This is a genomic window from Rhodococcus sp. HM1 (assembly GCF_023218075.1).
Lineage (GTDB): Bacteria > Actinomycetota > Actinomycetes > Mycobacteriales > Mycobacteriaceae > Rhodococcus.
In genome coordinates this window covers 15154-31495 of record NZ_JALPTB010000038.1, presented here as the reverse complement: position 1 = coordinate 31495, position 16342 = coordinate 15154, and the positions used below count along the sequence as shown (strand labels likewise).

Below are 16342 nucleotides of genomic sequence, written 5' to 3'. Positions count from 1 at the left end.
TCAACCCCCCTGTACACCCCGTCCACCCGTACACCCCCCGGTGAAGGAGCCGCCGAGATGTCACCGGAAGACGAAGCATTCATACGTTCCACCGGCTTGTCGTGGCCACCACCCGAGGCTGTCATCGAGCGGATTGTGCGGATAATCCAGAACCACCGGGAGGAGTGGGACGCCGCCCTGGAAGCCACGACTCCGCCGGATAATGCACGTCCACAATGCAATCCGACAATCAACTCGAGGGGCCGAACCGGAATCCGACACCCGAAATGCCGCCCCGACAATGCAGCCCGACAACACAACCCGGCAATGGAGTCCAACGATGAAGCCTGACGACAACGAGCGGAACGCGGACGGCATTGCGCGTGGGCTGCAACGGCAGCTCGACCACGAGCGCGACGAGCGGGACGCGCGCCGACGCCGACACACCGACGCGGCCCGCGCGGACGGCACCTACACCCGCCGGTACGGCAGCTACGCGGCGGGCACCTGCGGGCCGGCGACACCGCCCGTGGACGAGAAGACCCGACAGGCCAGAAAAGCCGCCAGGGACGCACTCAGGGCGAGGAACAAGGCACGTGGGCTGCCGCAGGACACCCCCGAGTGCCCGCCGCGCCTGCACCACAGCAACCGCACCGACCGGAAGGAACACGATCATGAACATCCCGAAACACTGCGCCCTGTGCGGACGCCCGTTGCCGCACACCAACTGCAACCAACCAAGCGACCGAAGGGGCCAAAGGTCATGAACACGGACGAGGAAAAACTCTCGATGATCATCGCGGATTCCGTTGCGGCCCTGCCGGAAGGCGAGCGGCAGCGCAGGATCATGTACTGCCAGGTCACAGGTCGGCACGGCTGCACAATCCGGTTCGGCGACGGCGACGACATCGAAGTGTGGTGGGCTGGTTCGCTGCTCGCGGCCATCGATCGTTCGGTGTTCACCGCCGACGGCCGGCCCAACCTGGCCGGAATGTTCGATCCGAGCGAAGTACCCGACACGCCGGAAGGACTCGACGGCTAGACTCGGCGGTCAACTTTCCCTGCAAGACACGCAGTAGCACAATGCATCCGACTGTGGGACAATGCGGGCGAGAGGTCGCCGGCCCGACCCTCGGTACCCCCGAGGACAGGCCCGGACGCCGAACGACGTAGGCACACGCCGGAGCCACTGCGCATTTTGCGCGGAGAGAGCCACCACCTGCCGCCGCGACCCTATCCGAAACACGAAGGGCCGCAGCCATGTCGAAACTGACTCGCACCTCCAGCGCCGACCTCGAGATCCGGGGATCCGACGGTCGTACCGTCGTGGGCATCGCCGTTCCGTTCAGTCAGCCGACCGAAATCCGGGACTATTCCGGGGAATACACCGAAACGTTCCAGCGTGGCGCATTCGAGCGCACCATCCGCGAGCGCGGTTCGAAAGTGAAATTCCTTGTGGCACACGACCGTCTGCGACTGCCGATCGGCAGGGCAACCCTGCTCCGCGAGGACACCTCCGGGCTGTACTCCGAATTCCGGGTCTCCAAAACGGAATCCGGGGACGAAGTCCTCGAGCTGATCCGCGACGGCGCACTCGACGCGCTGAGTATCGGATTCCAGCCGATCCGCGACCTGTGGTCGAACGATCGGCGGTCGGTGACGCGCACCGAGGTGAAACTCGTCGAAGTCAGCGCGGTGTCCTTCCCGGCGTTCGAAGGTGCACAGATACTCGGTGTCCGGCAACGCAATCCGAGAATCATCGACGCCGACAACGTTTCTCGACGGCTGCGGCTCCTCGACCTCTAGAACAGAGACGACATCATGAAGACCAAGACGATAGAACAGATCGACGCACGGCTCGACGAAATCCGCACCGAGGCACGAGGACTCGTCGATACCCACGGCGAGATCCGGGACGGTGATTGCGACCGGTTCGACGCGCTCACCGCCGAGGCGGACCAGCTCAAGGCCGATCGTGCGACGGCGCAGGCGCGGATCGCGCACATGCGGGAACTCGCGGGGAAGCCGGGACACCTCGAACACGGCTCCGATCAGGGTGTGCCCCAACACCGTCCGATCACGCAGCGGGACACCGCACTGCGCACGATCGAACGCAACCACACCGGCGGGTACCTCGGGGACAACGCCGCCGCCACCGCCGAAAACCTCGTCGAACGCAGCGAACAAGCGCAGGACTGGGTGTGCGCGGCCGGATCGCAGGAGTACGCCTCGGCGTTCGCAAAACTCGTCCGCGACACCGACCGTGGGCACATGCTGTGGACCGCGCAGGAACAGGACGCCTTCGGTCGGGCGCAAGTGTGGCAGCGCGCAATGGCGATCGGCAGTGACCCGACCGGCGGGGTGATGGTCCCGCTCTACCTCGATCCCGCAATCATCCTCACGGACAACGGAAGTGTGTCCCCACTGCGGAACATCGCACGGGTCGTGCAGATCACCAGCAACGTGTGGCATGGCGTGTCCAGCGACGGTGCAAGCTCCGAGTGGACCCCGGAAGCCGCCGAGGTCGCCGACGGGTCGCCGACACTCGCGCAGCCGGTCGTACCGGTGCACAAGTACGACTGCTTCGTCGCGTATTCCGTTGAAGCGGAAGGGGACGCGCAGAATCTGCTGGCCGAACTGCAGCGCGCCATCATCGACTCGGTCGGCACGCTGCACAACGAGGCGTACACCACCGGCAGCGGCACCGATCAACCCACCGGTATCGTGACGGCGCTCGCCGCCTCGGACCCGAGTGTCGTTGTGCCGGGGGCGAGTACGAACGCGTACAGTCCCGACGACCCCTACGCGCTGCAGAACGCGCTCGGTGCGCGGTACCAGCCGAACGCACAGTTCACGGCGGCACTGCCGGTCATCAACGCGTACCGCCGGTTCGAAACCGTCAACGGCACATGGCAATTCCCCGAACTGCGGCAGACACCGCCGATGCTGCTGGGGCGTGCCGTCAACGAAAACTCGGTGATGGACGCCGAACTGGACGGACCGGCAGCAGAGGACTACGCGCTCATCTACGGCGACTTCCAGAATTTCGTCATCGCGGACCGGGTCGGCACCACCGTCGAACTCGTACCGCATGTGTTCGGTCCGAACCGCCGACCCACCCTCCAGCGCGGACTGCTCCTGTGGGGGCGCACCGGCTCGGACTCGGTGAACGACAACGCATTCCGCATGCTCTCGGTGAGTTCGTAAAAGTACCCAATGGCATTGGATACTTTGAAGCTTGCCGCATCGGAGGGGCCACCGGCTCGTACACCGGCACGGTCGGCTTCCTTTGTGCGGCGGGGGAATCCCTCACAATCCCAGGGGGATTCGCAGGGTCTGGCGGATCGTTTCGATCGCGGCATCACGACCCTCGAGGGAATCTCGCGGAAGTTTCAAGCCCCTTTGGCTTCCTCGAGATTCCCCCTTTTCGTGTGCGACACAGCCAGTCTCGGACCCTGTCGATACAGTGCACTGCAACACCATTCGATCACAGCACAGCACAGCACAGCATCTGCACGACATGCGCCTCGAACGTGCGACGTGCACACCACCACCAGATTCTGCACTGCATTGCATTGCATTGACACTTGTTGTGCACCAACACTGTTCCGATGTTGCACCACCTCGTGATGTTGCATTGCCTTGCACACCAACACCTTCTGCACTGCACCACCATCACCCCACCAGCAGGAAGGATGGGCAGAGGCGGGTCGGCAGGGTGGAGGCAGGGCAGGGAGGCGAGGGAGGCAGGGCAGGCCGAGGCGCGGCACCGGACCGACCCACGTGCACGCATGGACCGAAAGAGTGTGTGACACACGATGAACGAACATCGAAAGTCTTTGCATTGATTGCAAACAACAACAGTTTCGAACATCAAGATGCACCGTCGAACGCCCGCACCGCGACCGACGCGCGCGCCGGCGGGTCCGCCCGGACCCCGGACCGACCACGAGCCGGTCAACACTGGACCGACACGCCGGACACCCGAGGCCCGAGCAACCCGCACACCACCCGAAAAGAAACGCAGAGATACCTAATACAATCACAGGCACAAGGAATGAGATATGTCCGCGTGGGAAATGCGCAATACCGCGCAGGGAGGGCAGGGAATACCCCGCAGGAAAGGGTAGGGGGGAGTATTTACCTCGAGTAATTACCGCATTCCTGACTGACCCTGCGCTGGGTCTTTCCCCTCTATCCTGCCGAAAAGTGCCGCTGACCTGCGGTTTTGGTGCACTCGCGCGGTGTAGCGCAGCGTGGCTCGCGCATGCCGAATTTGCCGCGTGAATTTTGCGCTCGAAATTGATGTGTTAAATTGCGATACAAACGGTTCAATTAGCCCGGTGAGTTGTATAATTCAGAGCTTCCATTCCAATTTGACGGTGTCTGCTATTTCGTAATTTCGGCGTCCTCGACCGACCGGCAAAATGCGGATGTTCAGCGCCGACCGGATAAGCTCGCGTCGCATCGTCAGCGACAATCCGGGCCACCTTTTTGGAGCATCCGGGCCGGCGATGCTGGCGAGCAGGCTGTTCGGCCGTATGCGCTTTTCCGCCGCCTCGATCCTCGGTGTGTATCGCTCGTCGAGTTTCCCGAGCGCCCGCGCAGTGATCGCAGGTGGCAGCCCCTGGCTGACGACAGCATCTATCTGGGCGTCCAGTTCGGCACGTAGTGCGCTAGCCGTTTCGTATGCCGCGTCGGCGGTGTCGTCGGAGTTCTTAAGTCGCGTCATAAGTTCCGGACCCGCCAGCATCAACACCACTGCTTGTTCCACGTACTCGTCGATCGGCTCGATCTTGCGCTGGAAGTGCCGCGCACCTGCCACGCACGAATACGTGCCCTTGCAATTCTCGTCGGTGCGGTGGCGCAGTCGGTACACCGGTTCCTCGCATACGTCGCATATGGCGATGCCGGACAACAGGTACCGAGGTTCAGGCCCGCGTGTGGTGGTGCGCTTCGGGTCCTTCAGGATCGCGCACACTTGCTCCCAGTCCTGCACGGACAGAATGCCGTCCCACGTGCCCTCACCGGTCACGACGCCTTGATGTGAGCGTAGACCGGCGTTCGACGAACGGAGCAATACCTGCCGTAATTGCTTGCCTGCCCAGGTGTCGCAGCCTGCCGGTGTCGGTACACCCCGCGCGTTGAAGTCGGCAACGATGGCACGCAGGCCCTTCCCTGCCAGCACAGCGGCGGCGGCATCGCGGATGATCTGCGCTTCCGGTTCCTTCGGGACCCGCGCGATGATCCGGCCGGACCGTTCGTCCCGCACCGCGCGGTATCCCCACGGCAACCGACCGTGAGGTTTCCCGGCCGCTAGGTTCGCCGCGTGCGCGCGCATCACTCGGTCGCGGGCCTTATCCGCCTCATACGCCGAATCGACGGCATCGGAGCGCATGGCGCGGCGGTCGCGGCTTTTCGCCGGGTCGTAGATGTCGCCGGACGCGTAGGCGACGAGCACCCCGCGCGCGCGGCACAGGTCGATGATGTCCTCGAGTTCTCGCGGCTGGCGCGTGATGCGGGACGGTTCCCAGCAGACGAGGATGTCGCCGGCGCGCAGGGTGACGAGGAGGTCCCGGTAGCCAGGGCGTGCCTTACCGCCCCACTCGGACGCGCTGATGTCGTTGTCGACCACGACGGCCCGGACCGGCCAACCTTCATCCTCACACAGCCGTCGGCAGTCGTTCTCCTGCTCGGTGACGCTGCGGGCGCGGCCGGTCGTGTCGGCGGAAACGCGGCAGTACAGGACCGCCGTGCGGTCGTCGGTGGTGGTCATGATCAGGTGCTTCTTTCCGGTGGTGTGGTAACGCCCGTCCGAGCACCCACCAGATTACACCGGGGTTATCGGATTGAATACCAGTTCTTCGTCCACACCGAGCGGGTCGGGACGCTCCCCCGGCCGATCGAGTTCGTGTTCAACACACCGTCGCACCACCGGGTGCACCACGGGTGCGATCCCGAATACCTGGACCGCAACTACGCGGGCATGTTCATCGTGTGGGACCGCATGTTCGGCACGTTCCGGCCCGAAACCCACCGGCCCACCTACGGGCTCACCAAGCCGGTGGGCACCTACAACATCTGGGATCTGCAGACCCACGAGTACCGGGCGATCGCGCGGGACTGGCGGTCCGCGTCGTCGTGGCGCGACAAACTCGGCTACGTGTTCGGGCCGCCCGGTTGGGCACCGGCCGACCGATCCGCGGCGGTCAGTTCTTCGCGAAGCTGACCAGGAAGTCGACGCTGCCGCGGTCGTCGACGGTGACGAATCCGAGGCTCGGGGCCTCGACCCCGAAGTCCGACCAGACCACCGGGACACTGCCCGAGGCCACGAGGTCGGCGCCCGAGCGCAGCACCTCGACGTCCACGGTCACCGGCAGCGACCGATCCTTCAGGGTGAGCGTCCCGGCGACCGGCAGCGTCGCGGTCGTCCCGTCGGTCGGCAGTCCCGACAGGTCCACCGGTTCGGCGAGGACGAACGTGGCGGTCGGATAGGTTTCGGTGTTCATGACCCGGCCCCGGAACTGGCCGTCGCGCTGCGAACTGTCGGTGGTGATCCCGGCGACCTGCACGGTCACCTCCGCGGCGGTGAGCTTGTCGGCCTCGATCGTCGCGGATCCGGTGACCTGGTCGGTGCTGCCGACGACGGTGACGTCGGCGCCGCGCAGAATCTCGTGCACGGTGTACCCGGCGGCCGTGCGATTGACCTCCGAGCCGGGCGTGATCGTCCAGGAACCCTCGAGGTCGCCGGTCGCGGCCTCCGCGCCGGACGTCGACACCGCCGCGGCGGGCGCGTCGTCCTCCGCAACGAACGTCCCGTACACCCACGGAGCGACGAAGAAACCGAGCAGCACGATCACGACGACCGCCGCGAGGGACCACCAGAGTTTGCGCATGGCCACGACCCTAATTGCGGTGTCGGCGGTTCGCAGGTTCCGCGCGCGGTGTCAGCTTCCGGATTCTCGGGCCGTGTCGAGATCCGGGCCGCGGCTCCGTCCCAGAATCGAATCGGCGAAACAACTTCGGAGGATGGTTCCCATGACACACGTACGACAGGCACACGTACGACGTTTCGACCACGTCGGCATCACCGTCTCGGACCTGGACGCAGCGACGGCATTCTTCGTGAAACTGGGATTCGAGGTGGAGGGCACCGGATCCGTGGAGGGCGAGTTCCCGGAGACCGTCTGCGGCCTTCCCGGCACGCACTGCAACATCGTGATGCTGCGGCCGCCGGACGGCGGGTGCCGGCTCGAGCTCTCGGCCTTCGTCACGCCCGACCACGTGCCCGGATCGCCGACGGCGATGCCCAACGAACTCGGGCTGCGCAACGTGTCCTTCGAGGTCGGTGACCTGCAGGCGGCCCTCGACGCGATGGCCATGGACGGGTACGGACTCGTCGGCGGCATCGGCACGTACGAGAACAGCGTGCGCATGGCCTACGTGCGGGGACCCGACGGGATCATCGTGTCCCTGTTCGAGCAGCTCCGCTGACGTTCGAGCAGCTCGGCTGACGTGCAGGTGGGTTACTTGGGGGTGCCGGACCGGATGATGCGTTCGAGCGACCGGTACAGCTCGTCGACGTCGTGGACGTTCTCGACGTCCGGGGGCACGTCGATGAGGAGCACCGACTGACCGGGACCCGCGATCGGGCCACCGCTCCCGGAGCCTTCCTCGCTGTCGATGTGGTGGGCGGTCCCGATCACCTGGCCGTCGGGACCGACGATGACGGTGAGCTTCATGGCGGTTCCGTTCTCGTGTCGTCTCATGTCGTGTCACGGACCGGAATGTCGTCGAGCAGGACGATCTCCAGCCGGAACGCCACGGTGATGTTGCTGTCGTTCCGGATCTTGAACTCGTAGAACACTTCCGACGGATGCAGCTCGTTCGGGCCGGCCCGGCACTTGGCGATGTCGTAGGTCACCAGCACGACGCGCTGGGGCGGGACGTCCTTCGGATCCGCGATGAAGAGGACGGGCCCGCGATCGGCGTCGGGTTCGCCGTGCCAGTTCCACGACCAGCACTGAACGGCCCCCGCCCCGATGGTGAAACCCCGGTCGATTCTCAGACGCTGCGGCATCGTGGCCTCCGGTCGGATGCTCGGGAATATTCGATTCGCACCTTCGCCCTGCCCGTTCCGGTCAAGGCGAGGACGTCGGTGATCCGTCCGCGTTCTGTCTCGCGAGAACCGAATGATTCCGGCTGTAGGTGAAGTAGACGACGACGCCGATGACCATCCACACCACGAACCGCAGCCACGTCTCCACCGACAGGTTGATCATCAGCCACACGCACGCGAGCACCGAGAGGATCGGCACCACGGGCACGAAGGGAACCCGGAATCCGCGTTCGAGGTCCGGACGCATGCGCCGCAGCAGGATCACGCCGATCGAGACCAGGACGAACGCGAACAGCGTGCCGATGTTCACCATCTCCTCGAGGGTGCCCAGCGGAATCAGGCCGGCAAGGATCGCGACGACCACCGTCACGACGACGGTCGTGCGGACCGGGGTGCCGTGGCGGCCGGTGTGCGAGAGACGTCGGGGCATGAGGCCGTCGCGGGCCATCGCGAAGAGCACGCGCGTCTGCCCCAGCATGAGCACCATGACGACGGTGGTCAGGCCGGCGAGAGCGCCGATGGAGATGAGGTTCTTCGCCCAGTCCATGCCGTTGAGCGCGAACGCCGTCGCCAGGGTCGACTCGTCCCCGGCGAGTTCGGTGTAGTTCACCATGCCGGTGAGGACGAGACTGACCGCGACGTACAGGACGGTGACGATCGCGAGCGAGCCGAGGATGCCGATCGGCACCGCCTTCTGCGGGTTCCGGGTCTCCTCCGCGGTCGTCGCGACGACGTCGAACCCGATGAACGCGAAGAACACCAGGCTGGCCGCGGCGAGCAGGCCGTACCACCCGAACGTGCTGCCGCCGGCGCCGGTGAAGAACGAGAACAGCGACTGGTGCAGACCCTCACCGGTGTCGCCCGCCTCCGACGGCGGAATGAACGGCGAGTAGTTGTCCGCCTGGATGTAGAACGCGCCGAGGACGACGACGAAGATCACGACCGCGATCTTGATGGAGGTGATCACCAGCGACACCCGCGACGACAGTTTCGTGCCGGTCGCGATGAGCACGCCGATGACGACGGTGATGAGGACGGCGCCCCAGTCCACCTTCACCGACCCGAGCATGAAGGACGACGACAGTCCGCCGATCACCTCACCGAGATACAGCGACCAGCCCTTGGCGACGACCGCCGCGGCCAGCGCGAACTCGAGGATGAGGTCCCAGCCGATGATCCACGCGATGAACTCGCCGAACGTCGCGAACGAGTACGTGTAGGCGCTACCGGCGACCGGCACCGTCGACGCGAACTCGGCGTAGCACAGGGCGGCGAGGGCGCACGCGATCGCGGCGAACACGAAGGCGAGGGACACCGACGGGCCCGCGACATTACCGGCGGTCCGGGCCGTCAAGGTGAAGATGCCGGCACCGATGACGACGGCAACACCGAAGACGATCAGATCCCACGCGGTGAGGTCTTTTCGGAGCTTCGAATCCGGTTCGTCGGTGTCGCGAATGGACTGCTCGACCGATTTGGTGCGGAAGAGTCCGCTCCTGCGTGCGCCGCCGACCTGAGTCATGGCAACTCCTCTCTTGGAGGAAGGTACCGCTGCGGCTACCCCCGTGAGGGGAACTTCATACAGACGCCTACGGTGGTGGACCCGATACCGATCGTTTCGGTTCCTGAAGACGAGGACGCCTCGGACACGATCGGTATCTGATCGTCAACGTGCATGGGCACCTGCTCTGATCGATCTCGATGATCCCCGTGCAGGACGTAGCGGCATCCGGTGGTTCAGAGATCGTCGCCCGGGAAACTCGTCGCGAGGGAACCATGGTCGTCACTTTGCGTCCATCAGAGGGGTGCTTCCCTCATGGACACCAGGAGATTCAATAGTCGGCAATGGCCGCAGCCACCCCACCCAGCACTATTGCAACCGAAACCGACGCAACAGGCACCATTCCGAGACCTTCGATTCCATTGTGTAGTGCGTCTTCATTTCCAAGGGTGCGGTCGCGACGCCAGCCGACAACGCACACGAGCATGGTCATCAACGCGGACGCCAGCACCGCTACCGCAGTACCCCCACCCCGCTCCGCCGGCTCATGCAGCAACAAGACGGTTACGCAGAGTGCCGAGAACGATGTTCGCCGCCAGGACAACGCGGTGCGCTCAGCCTGCAACGCCGGATCGCGGCTCGATGAATCGATCATGAGAACAGGGTCGTGACACTCACGACCACAGCGATAACGCCGACACCCCCAGCCAGGACCGGAACCAGCAGCGAACCGGGGAGGGGTGAATCACGCCTCATTGCACGCCGTACCGAGGCCCACCGGAAGTATGCACCTCCCGCAACAGCGATCGCGAACACTATGCAGCCCAACACCAGTAGGTTGGATCCTTCGCCCTCCCGGGGCGATGCTCCGAGACGGTCGACTGCGACTCCCCCAGCCAGGAGCCCGAGGGCGGTGCGAATCCAGGCCAGGAAGGTCCGCTCATTGGCGAGGGTGAACCGATAGTCCGGCTCGCATTCGTCGGCTGCGGGTGTTCGTCGTAGCAATTTGATAGCCATTTTCGCTTTCAGTGATGCCCTGTTGAGAGGCGACACGGCTGGGGATCCTGCCGATAGAATTTGCCGGTGAAAACGCCTCGATTGCTGGATGGCCGACTCAAACTGCGTCATCTGGTCCTGGTCGATGCGCTCAGTCGTCAGGGCAGTGTGGTCGCAGCAGCGGCGGAACTTCACATAACCCAGCCGGTCGCGACCCGCAGCCTCCACGAACTCGAGGACATCCTCGGCGTGCCTCTGTTTGTCCGCGGTCCCCGTGGCGTCACCGCCACCGTATTCGGTGAGGCCTTCACGGGGCACGCGCGTGCCGTGCTCGCCCAGTTGACGCAGGCCGGACGTCACGTGGCTGAGCTCGCGGACGCCAGCCGCGGCACCGTGGTCGTCGGGACTCATCTTGCCGGTTCGAATGTACTTCTCCCACGGTCTATTGCAGCGATCAAGGCGGAGAATCCCTTCCTCAATGTCGTAGTCAGGGAAGGCACACCGACCGCCCTATTGGTTGAACTCGAGGCCGGAAGGATCGATCTTATCGTGGGGAGACTCACTGCACCGTCGGATGAAAATGCGGTGCGCCGCAAGCTCTACGACGAGTCCATCGACATCGTCGCTCGGTCTTCGCATCCCCTCATGGGCCGCTCCGACCTTGCTCTGCCCGAGTTGTCCGACTATCCGTGGATTCTTCCTGGGGTTGAAACCGCGTTGCGGCGCGAACTCGAGGAGTTCTTCGCACGCCATGCGATGCCGCTGCCTCCCAATCGCGTGGAGACCACGTCCTTCCTGACGATCCGCCAACTTCTGCTCGATACAGATGTACTCGCAGCGCTGCCGAGTTTGATCGTTCAGGATGACCCCAGGATCACCCGGCTGCCGGTTCCCCTGGATTTCGTCGGGCACAGCGTAGGGGTCACCTTGGCGGCAACGCGCACGCTGAACCCCTCGGCCGACTCACTGGTCGAGAAGATGCAGCAGGTTGCCGCCGAGATGACCCCCCCTACCGATACTCCGGGCTAGACAAGGCCGAGGAAGTTCTCAGCATTTCCACGCAAGATCTGCTGGCGCACAGCAGAAGTGAGGAACTCGCTCTTGCGCACCACCTCGCCTACCGGGCGTTCACCCAAAGGATACGGGTAGTCGCTGCCGACCATGACCCGGTCCGCTCCGACGGTGTCGACGAGCAACCGCAGTGCCCGTTCGTCGAAGACGACGGAATCGACGTAGAAGCGACCGAGGTAATGCGAGGGCGGGAAGTCTGAGGTTCCGATGATGTCGTTCCGACGGTGCCACGCATTCTCCATCCGGCCGAGCCAGAACGCGAACGATCCGCCTCCGTGCGCGAAGCAGATCTTCAACCGATCATCGATCTTGTCGAATACACCACCGAGAATCAATGCCAGGATGGACAGGTGCGTTTCGGCGGGCATCGCGGTGAGCCACTGGGCCATCCACCTATCGAGACGTGGGGAGTTGCTCATGTCCCAGGGATGGACGAAGACGGGCACGTCCAGCGCGGCGCAGTGTTGCAGGAAGGTGACCACCCCAGCGCTGTCGAGATCGAGGTCGCCCACGTGGTTTCCGATTTCCACCCCGCGATGGCCGTTCTCGACGCAGCGTTCAAGTTCACGGCAGGCAGCGTCCGGGTCCTGCAAAGGCACCTGACAGAAGGGAATCAGCCTGTCCGCGGCGGGAGCGATGATATCGAGTGCCAGGTCATTGAAGATCCGAGCGATCCGGGTCGCTTCCTCGCCGCTACGGCCGTAGTTGAAGAACACCGGGGTCGGCGAGACCACCTGCGCCTGCACCCCGTCGGCGTCCATGTCCCGCAGCCGCGTGTGCGCGCTCCAGCAATCGTCCTGAATCCGCCGAAACTCTCTGGTGCCCATCATGATCATTGCGTCGGTCTCCGACTCGATCCGCAACCAAGGCGCATCCGGTCCCGCATCTGCGGTGAGATCTCCCCACCCCTTCGGCACGAAATGGGTATGGACGTCGATCATTCCGCTCATGATCAGCCTTTCCCGGGATGCCGAGCACCGCAATTGGCGCAGACTCGTGCTTGTTCGTCGTCGTAGAACTCGGTGAAGACAGGCGGAAGGTCCTCGACGAGGTTCCGGACCTGCAGTTCAACCTCATGGATCAGCGCGTTGCATTCGAGGCAGTACCACTGAAACTTTTCGAGGGTGCCTTCCTGTCGAACTCGCTCGATGACCAACCCGATCGATCCTGTATCCGGACGCTGCGGTGAGTGCGGCAGATTTCCTGGCAGAAGCCATGTTTCGCCTTCGCGGATGTGCACGGTCTCCGGTCCACTATCGGTCATGACGTTCACATGGATGTCGCCTCTGAGCTGATAGAACCACTCCTCGTACGGATCGAGATGGTAGTCGGTGCGCTGGTTCGGCCCGCCGACGATCTGGATAATGAGATCGCTGCCCATTGCCATGGTCTGGTTGTTCACCGGCGGTTTCAGTAGGTGATCATGCTCGGCGATCCACTTCTCGAGATTGATGGTCTTCGGGATACTGCTCATGACGTGATCTCCATGATTCGGTTCTGTTGACGATCGGCCGGCACGTAGGCGACACCTTGCATCTCGATGAGCAGATGCGGGTGCGGTAGTTGGTGAACGGCCACGGTGGTACGCGTTGGCCCGGTCTCATCGAACAATTCGGCATAAACCTCGTTGTAGCCGGCAAAGTCGTTCATCGAGACCAGATACGAGGTGACCTGGACCAGATCGGACAGTTCGCCACCCATCTCCTTCAAGATGGCACGTATGGTTTCGATGACTGCACGTGTCTGGGCCCGGATATCGAGGGTCGTGGTTCCCATCTCATCGACCTCGACGCCGACGAACGTATTGTCGGGTCGCCGCGAACTGGTACCGGAGACGTAGACGAAATCGCCGACAACCTTGACGTGCGGAAACCGGCCTCGCGGGGCGGCCAACCGGTCGATTACCTTGGCACTGGTCATTTCGTTCCTTTCACGCTGACACCACCGAGGCCGACGATGTGACACATTGCGGTATCGGCGGTCATCGGGACAGCCGCGGCGGCCGCCCCGGCCAGGATCACCTGGCCTGCTCGCAGCGCGATCGTCCGGCGCCTGGCCATGTCGACCAGCGCATGCAGGGCCCGGACCGGATTTCCCAGAATGGCCGCGGTGGAACCCAGCGCGATGCGCTCTCCCATTTCGAGGCGCACTGTACGGTTGTTGACCTCCTCGATCGGCCGCCACTGCCCGATCGCGAAGCCGGCGGCGGAGGTGTTGTCCGCCACCACGTCGGTGTAGGTGAAGCGAAAGTCCCGGTATCGCGAATCGATAATCTCCATGGCCGGGGCGACAGCGTCCACGCAGGACTCGATGTCTACGGACGGATCGGCCAGATCGACATCGCGAGCGAGCCGATAGGCGATCTCGGGTTCGATCTTCGGGTGGATGAATCGGGCCAGGTCGACGTCATCGCCATCGCCGATCTGCATGGCATCGGTCAGCTGTCCAACGATGACGTCGGAGATACCCATCTGTGCCATCTTCGCCTTACTGGTGAACCCCAGCTTTACTCCAATAATCGACTCTCCTCTACCGAGACGGCGGCTGACCACGCCGTTCTGGATTCGGTAAGCATCATCGATGTCGATCTCGTGACTGTCCGCGAGACTCCGCGTGTCGCTCACCGTTTGCTGAGCGCAATCGAGTCGATCGATGAGCCGGTCGGTATCGATCATGTCGAGCAGCATTACGCCTCACCACCTGTCGAGTCGGCCGAATTCTGCGACAGCAGACCCAGCGCGATGTGTTCGTCGAGATTTACCGATGGCACCTCGAAGAATCCGGCTACCGCTGTCTTACCCAGGAACTCTCGCACTGGTGCCGGTGGCGTCCGCGCCTCGATCAGGCGCCTGGCCGCGACCTCGACGGTTGTATCGAATCCCCTTGCCATAGTCACAGCTGCACACACACATTCGTCGGTTCGGTGTAGAAATGGAGGGACGACTCGCCGCCCTCTCGACCGACACCGGACAGACCGATTCCGCCGAACGGCGAGCGAAGTTCGCGGGTGAACCAGGTGTTGACCCAGGAGATCCCGACGCGCATCTTCTGCGCGACCCGGTGCCCACGGCGGAGGTCGTCGGTCCACACCGAGGCTGCGAGACCATATTTCGAGTCGTTGGCCAGCGCGATCGCTTCCTCTTCGGTGTCGAACGGGATGAGCGCCGCCACCGGACCGAAGATTTCCTCGCGCACCACCCGGTCGGTGTTGGTCAGGCCGGTCCACAGAGTCGGCTCGACCCAGGAACCGCCGGCCAGCCCTGGCCCGAGGTCGGGGATTCCACCGCCCGTGAGGGTCTTCGCCCCTGCTTGCTCGGCAAGTGCGAAGTAGCCGAGCACTTTCTCGCGATGCGTCTGTGAGATGAGGGGGCCGGTGGTAGTGGCTGCCGCGGTGGGCATGCCGAGCCGGAGCTGTTCGGCCCGCTCGGCCAATCCGGCCGCGAGCTCATCGAAGATACCCCGCTGCACGTACACCCGTTCGGTGCACAGGCACACCTGCCCGGTGTTGGTGAATACCGATTTCGTCAGCCCGGTCAACGCCTCGTCGAGGTCGACGTCGTCGAAGACTATGGCGGCGTTTTTCCCGCCCAGCTCAAATGATACCGGAATCACCTGCGGAGCAACGGTTTTCATCACCTGCGAGCCGGTAGCGGAAGAACCGGTGAATGTTACCCCGTCGATCCCGGGATGCCTGGTCAGGAATTCTCCCGCGGAGTCGCCGCCGAATCCGTGCACGACGTTGTAAACCCCACGGGGAAAACCGACCTCGTCCAATACCTCGGCGAGAAGAGTCGCCGTGGACGGTGTTTCCTCGCTAGGTTTGACGATTACCGCGTTGCCACAGGCCAACGCCGGTGCAACCTTCCAGGTCAGCAACAGCAGCGGCAAGTTCCACGGCACGATCACAGCGACGACACCGAGCGGTTTGCGCACCGCATAATTCAGGGCCTGTCGTCCACCGGCGAGATCGGTGATGAACGATTCCTGACCGGCGGCCGCTGCCACGTCGGCGAAGGTCCGGAAATTGGTCAGCGCCCGAGAAACGTCGAGTTCGCGAGCCTGAGTGATGGGCTTTCCGGTGTCTGCGATCTCCGCGGCGACGAACTCCTCGAACCTCTCCTCGATGCGGTCGGCAGCGCGGCGCAACAGTTCTGCGCGGTCACGCACCGGTGTTTCTGCCCAACCATTGTCGAGGGCTCGGCGTGCGGCGGTCACGGCTCGGTCGACGAGCGATGCGTCTGCCTCGTGGACGCGGGCGAAAACCTGTCCGGTGGCCGGGTCGGCCTTCGCGAAGCCGCGGTCGGGGTCGGGGTCGACGAAATGCCCGTCGACGTAATTGCGGATCCACCGCTCGGTCTCCGCCGTCGGTGCAGTTGGTGCGGTCATGCACTCAACTGTTGCCGGGCAATTGTCGCCGATCAAATGCATGTTCCGCACCGAGCTATACCCACTGTGCATATCGGATCGTTCGCCGGTAGCTGACCACGACAAAGGAGTTGGGCCGATGCCGGTCCGAGTTGCACTACGCCGAAACAGACTCGACCGCGGCCTCATTCGACGAATCGTGAGCTTGGCTGCCAGCTGAGCCGCGCCCTGACCTGTCGATATGCTCTGACGGCATACATGTGAGCAAGATGCGCATTCGCTTCGTCGTCCACCCGACAGCATTCTCAAAG

General features: G+C 63.8%; 17 protein-coding genes and 1 pseudogene. 6 read left to right on the top strand and 12 right to left on the bottom strand.

What is annotated here, in order from left to right:
* Positions 1-280 precede the first annotated feature (280 nt).
* The 3 genes from M1M07_RS19485 to M1M07_RS19475 all read left to right on the top strand — a co-directional run bounded on the left by M1M07_RS19485 (position 281) and on the right by M1M07_RS19475 (position 3186).
* Positions 281-1021 carry a hypothetical protein gene (locus M1M07_RS19485; RefSeq protein WP_248675256.1) on the top strand — a complete coding sequence of 247 codons (741 nt, stop codon included), beginning with the start codon at positions 281-283 and terminating at the stop codon, positions 1019-1021.
* Positions 1022-1239: 218 nt separating this feature from the next.
* On the top strand, positions 1240-1785 hold the full coding sequence (locus M1M07_RS19480; protein ID WP_248675255.1) for an HK97 family phage prohead protease: 546 nt from the start codon (positions 1240-1242) through the stop codon (positions 1783-1785).
* Between the two features lie 15 nt (positions 1786-1800).
* Entirely contained in the window at positions 1801-3186 is a 1386-nt protein-coding gene (locus M1M07_RS19475; RefSeq protein ID WP_248675254.1) for a phage major capsid protein, read from the top strand.
* A 1150-nt stretch (positions 3187-4336) separates the two neighbouring features.
* On the opposite strand, the gene M1M07_RS19470 is transcribed toward M1M07_RS19475, so the two are convergent.
* Positions 4337-5755 carry a recombinase family protein gene (locus M1M07_RS19470; protein WP_248675253.1) on the bottom strand — a complete coding sequence of 473 codons (1419 nt, stop codon included), beginning with the start codon at positions 5753-5755 and terminating at the stop codon, positions 4337-4339.
* Between the two features lie 78 nt (positions 5756-5833).
* Here M1M07_RS19470 and M1M07_RS19465 point away from each other — a divergent pair.
* Positions 5834-6208, top strand: a pseudogene (locus tag M1M07_RS19465) (sterol desaturase family protein); the annotation flags it as partial.
* Here M1M07_RS19465 and M1M07_RS19460 read toward each other — a convergent pair.
* Positions 6189-6875: a YceI family protein gene (locus M1M07_RS19460; RefSeq protein WP_197252101.1), complete on the bottom strand. Its 687-nt coding sequence runs from the start codon at positions 6873-6875 to the stop codon at positions 6189-6191. The pseudogene M1M07_RS19465 and the gene M1M07_RS19460 overlap by 20 nt on opposite strands.
* Positions 6876-7008: 133 nt before the next feature.
* On the opposite strand from M1M07_RS19460, the gene M1M07_RS19455 reads away from it, so the two are divergent.
* Entirely contained in the window at positions 7009-7473 is a 465-nt protein-coding gene (locus M1M07_RS19455) for a VOC family protein (protein ID WP_197252100.1), read from the top strand.
* Positions 7474-7505: 32 nt separating this feature from the next.
* On the opposite strand, the gene M1M07_RS19450 is transcribed toward M1M07_RS19455, so the two are convergent.
* The 5 genes from M1M07_RS19450 to M1M07_RS19430 all read right to left on the bottom strand — a co-directional run bounded on the left by M1M07_RS19450 (position 7506) and on the right by M1M07_RS19430 (position 10616).
* Complete coding sequence (locus tag M1M07_RS19450) at positions 7506-7721, bottom strand: hypothetical protein (protein WP_197252099.1); 216 nt, start codon at positions 7719-7721, stop codon at positions 7506-7508.
* A gap of 23 nt (positions 7722-7744) precedes the next feature.
* On the bottom strand, positions 7745-8059 hold the full coding sequence (locus M1M07_RS19445; RefSeq protein ID WP_197252098.1) for a hypothetical protein: 315 nt from the start codon (positions 8057-8059) through the stop codon (positions 7745-7747).
* Positions 8060-8120: 61 nt separating this feature from the next.
* On the bottom strand, positions 8121-9620 hold the full coding sequence (locus M1M07_RS19440; RefSeq protein ID WP_197252097.1) for an amino acid permease: 1500 nt from the start codon (positions 9618-9620) through the stop codon (positions 8121-8123).
* A 310-nt stretch (positions 9621-9930) separates the two neighbouring features.
* On the bottom strand, positions 9931-10254 hold the full coding sequence (locus M1M07_RS19435; RefSeq protein ID WP_197252096.1) for a DUF202 domain-containing protein: 324 nt from the start codon (positions 10252-10254) through the stop codon (positions 9931-9933).
* Positions 10251-10616, bottom strand: coding sequence for a YidH family protein (locus tag M1M07_RS19430; RefSeq protein WP_197252139.1), 366 nt, complete (start codon positions 10614-10616; stop codon positions 10251-10253). The genes M1M07_RS19435 and M1M07_RS19430 overlap by 4 nt, the downstream gene beginning before the upstream one ends.
* A gap of 66 nt (positions 10617-10682) precedes the next feature.
* Here M1M07_RS19430 and M1M07_RS19425 point away from each other — a divergent pair, with 66 nt between their 5' ends.
* Entirely contained in the window at positions 10683-11624 is a 942-nt protein-coding gene (locus tag M1M07_RS19425) for a LysR substrate-binding domain-containing protein (protein WP_197252095.1), read from the top strand.
* On the opposite strand, the gene M1M07_RS19420 is transcribed toward M1M07_RS19425, so the two are convergent.
* The 5 genes from M1M07_RS19420 to M1M07_RS19400 all read right to left on the bottom strand — a co-directional run bounded on the left by M1M07_RS19420 (position 11621) and on the right by M1M07_RS19400 (position 16052).
* Positions 11621-12616, bottom strand: a complete 996-nt coding sequence (locus tag M1M07_RS19420; RefSeq protein ID WP_248675252.1) for an amidohydrolase family protein — start codon at positions 12614-12616, stop codon at positions 11621-11623. The genes M1M07_RS19425 and M1M07_RS19420 overlap by 4 nt on opposite strands.
* A 2-nt stretch (positions 12617-12618) precedes the next feature.
* Entirely contained in the window at positions 12619-13140 is a 522-nt protein-coding gene (locus M1M07_RS19415) for a 3-hydroxyanthranilate 3,4-dioxygenase (RefSeq protein WP_197252093.1), read from the bottom strand.
* The gene (locus M1M07_RS19410; protein ID WP_197252092.1) at positions 13137-13586 is read right to left on the bottom strand and encodes a RidA family protein; all 450 of its coding nucleotides are present in this window, start codon (positions 13584-13586) and stop codon (positions 13137-13139) included. Before M1M07_RS19410 ends, M1M07_RS19415 begins: the two co-directional genes overlap by 4 nt.
* Positions 13583-14353 (bottom strand): 2-keto-4-pentenoate hydratase, encoded by a 771-nt coding sequence (locus M1M07_RS19405; protein WP_197252091.1) that lies wholly within the window; start codon positions 14351-14353, stop codon positions 13583-13585. Before M1M07_RS19405 ends, M1M07_RS19410 begins: the two co-directional genes overlap by 4 nt.
* Before the next feature lie 205 nt (positions 14354-14558).
* Positions 14559-16052 carry a 2-hydroxymuconic semialdehyde dehydrogenase gene (locus M1M07_RS19400; RefSeq protein WP_248675265.1) on the bottom strand — a complete coding sequence of 498 codons (1494 nt, stop codon included), beginning with the start codon at positions 16050-16052 and terminating at the stop codon, positions 14559-14561.
* Positions 16053-16342: the final 290 nt, after the last annotated feature.

Coding starts and splice junctions, on each gene's coding strand:
- M1M07_RS19485 (WP_248675256.1), top strand. CDS start 281: ATGCAGCCCGACAACACAACCCGGCAATGGAGTCCAACGATGAAGCCT.
- M1M07_RS19480 (WP_248675255.1), top strand. CDS start 1,240: ATGTCGAAACTGACTCGCACCTCCAGCGCCGACCTCGAGATCCGGGGA.
- M1M07_RS19475 (WP_248675254.1), top strand. CDS start 1,801: ATGAAGACCAAGACGATAGAACAGATCGACGCACGGCTCGACGAAATC.
- M1M07_RS19470 (WP_248675253.1), bottom strand. CDS start 5,755: ATGACCACCACCGACGACCGCACGGCGGTCCTGTACTGCCGCGTTTCC.
- M1M07_RS19460 (WP_197252101.1), bottom strand. CDS start 6,875: ATGCGCAAACTCTGGTGGTCCCTCGCGGCGGTCGTCGTGATCGTGCTG.
- M1M07_RS19455 (WP_197252100.1), top strand. CDS start 7,009: ATGGTTCCCATGACACACGTACGACAGGCACACGTACGACGTTTCGAC.
- M1M07_RS19450 (WP_197252099.1), bottom strand. CDS start 7,721: ATGAAGCTCACCGTCATCGTCGGTCCCGACGGCCAGGTGATCGGGACC.
- M1M07_RS19445 (WP_197252098.1), bottom strand. CDS start 8,059: ATGCCGCAGCGTCTGAGAATCGACCGGGGTTTCACCATCGGGGCGGGG.
- M1M07_RS19440 (WP_197252097.1), bottom strand. CDS start 9,620: ATGACTCAGGTCGGCGGCGCACGCAGGAGCGGACTCTTCCGCACCAAA.
- M1M07_RS19435 (WP_197252096.1), bottom strand. CDS start 10,254: ATGATCGATTCATCGAGCCGCGATCCGGCGTTGCAGGCTGAGCGCACC.
- M1M07_RS19430 (WP_197252139.1), bottom strand. CDS start 10,616: ATGGCTATCAAATTGCTACGACGAACACCCGCAGCCGACGAATGCGAG.
- M1M07_RS19420 (WP_248675252.1), bottom strand. CDS start 12,616: ATGAGCGGAATGATCGACGTCCATACCCATTTCGTGCCGAAGGGGTGG.
- M1M07_RS19415 (WP_197252093.1), bottom strand. CDS start 13,140: ATGAGCAGTATCCCGAAGACCATCAATCTCGAGAAGTGGATCGCCGAG.
- M1M07_RS19410 (WP_197252092.1), bottom strand. CDS start 13,586: ATGACCAGTGCCAAGGTAATCGACCGGTTGGCCGCCCCGCGAGGCCGG.
- M1M07_RS19405 (WP_197252091.1), bottom strand. CDS start 14,353: ATGCTGCTCGACATGATCGATACCGACCGGCTCATCGATCGACTCGAT.
- M1M07_RS19400 (WP_248675265.1), bottom strand. CDS start 16,052: ATGACCGCACCAACTGCACCGACGGCGGAGACCGAGCGGTGGATCCGC.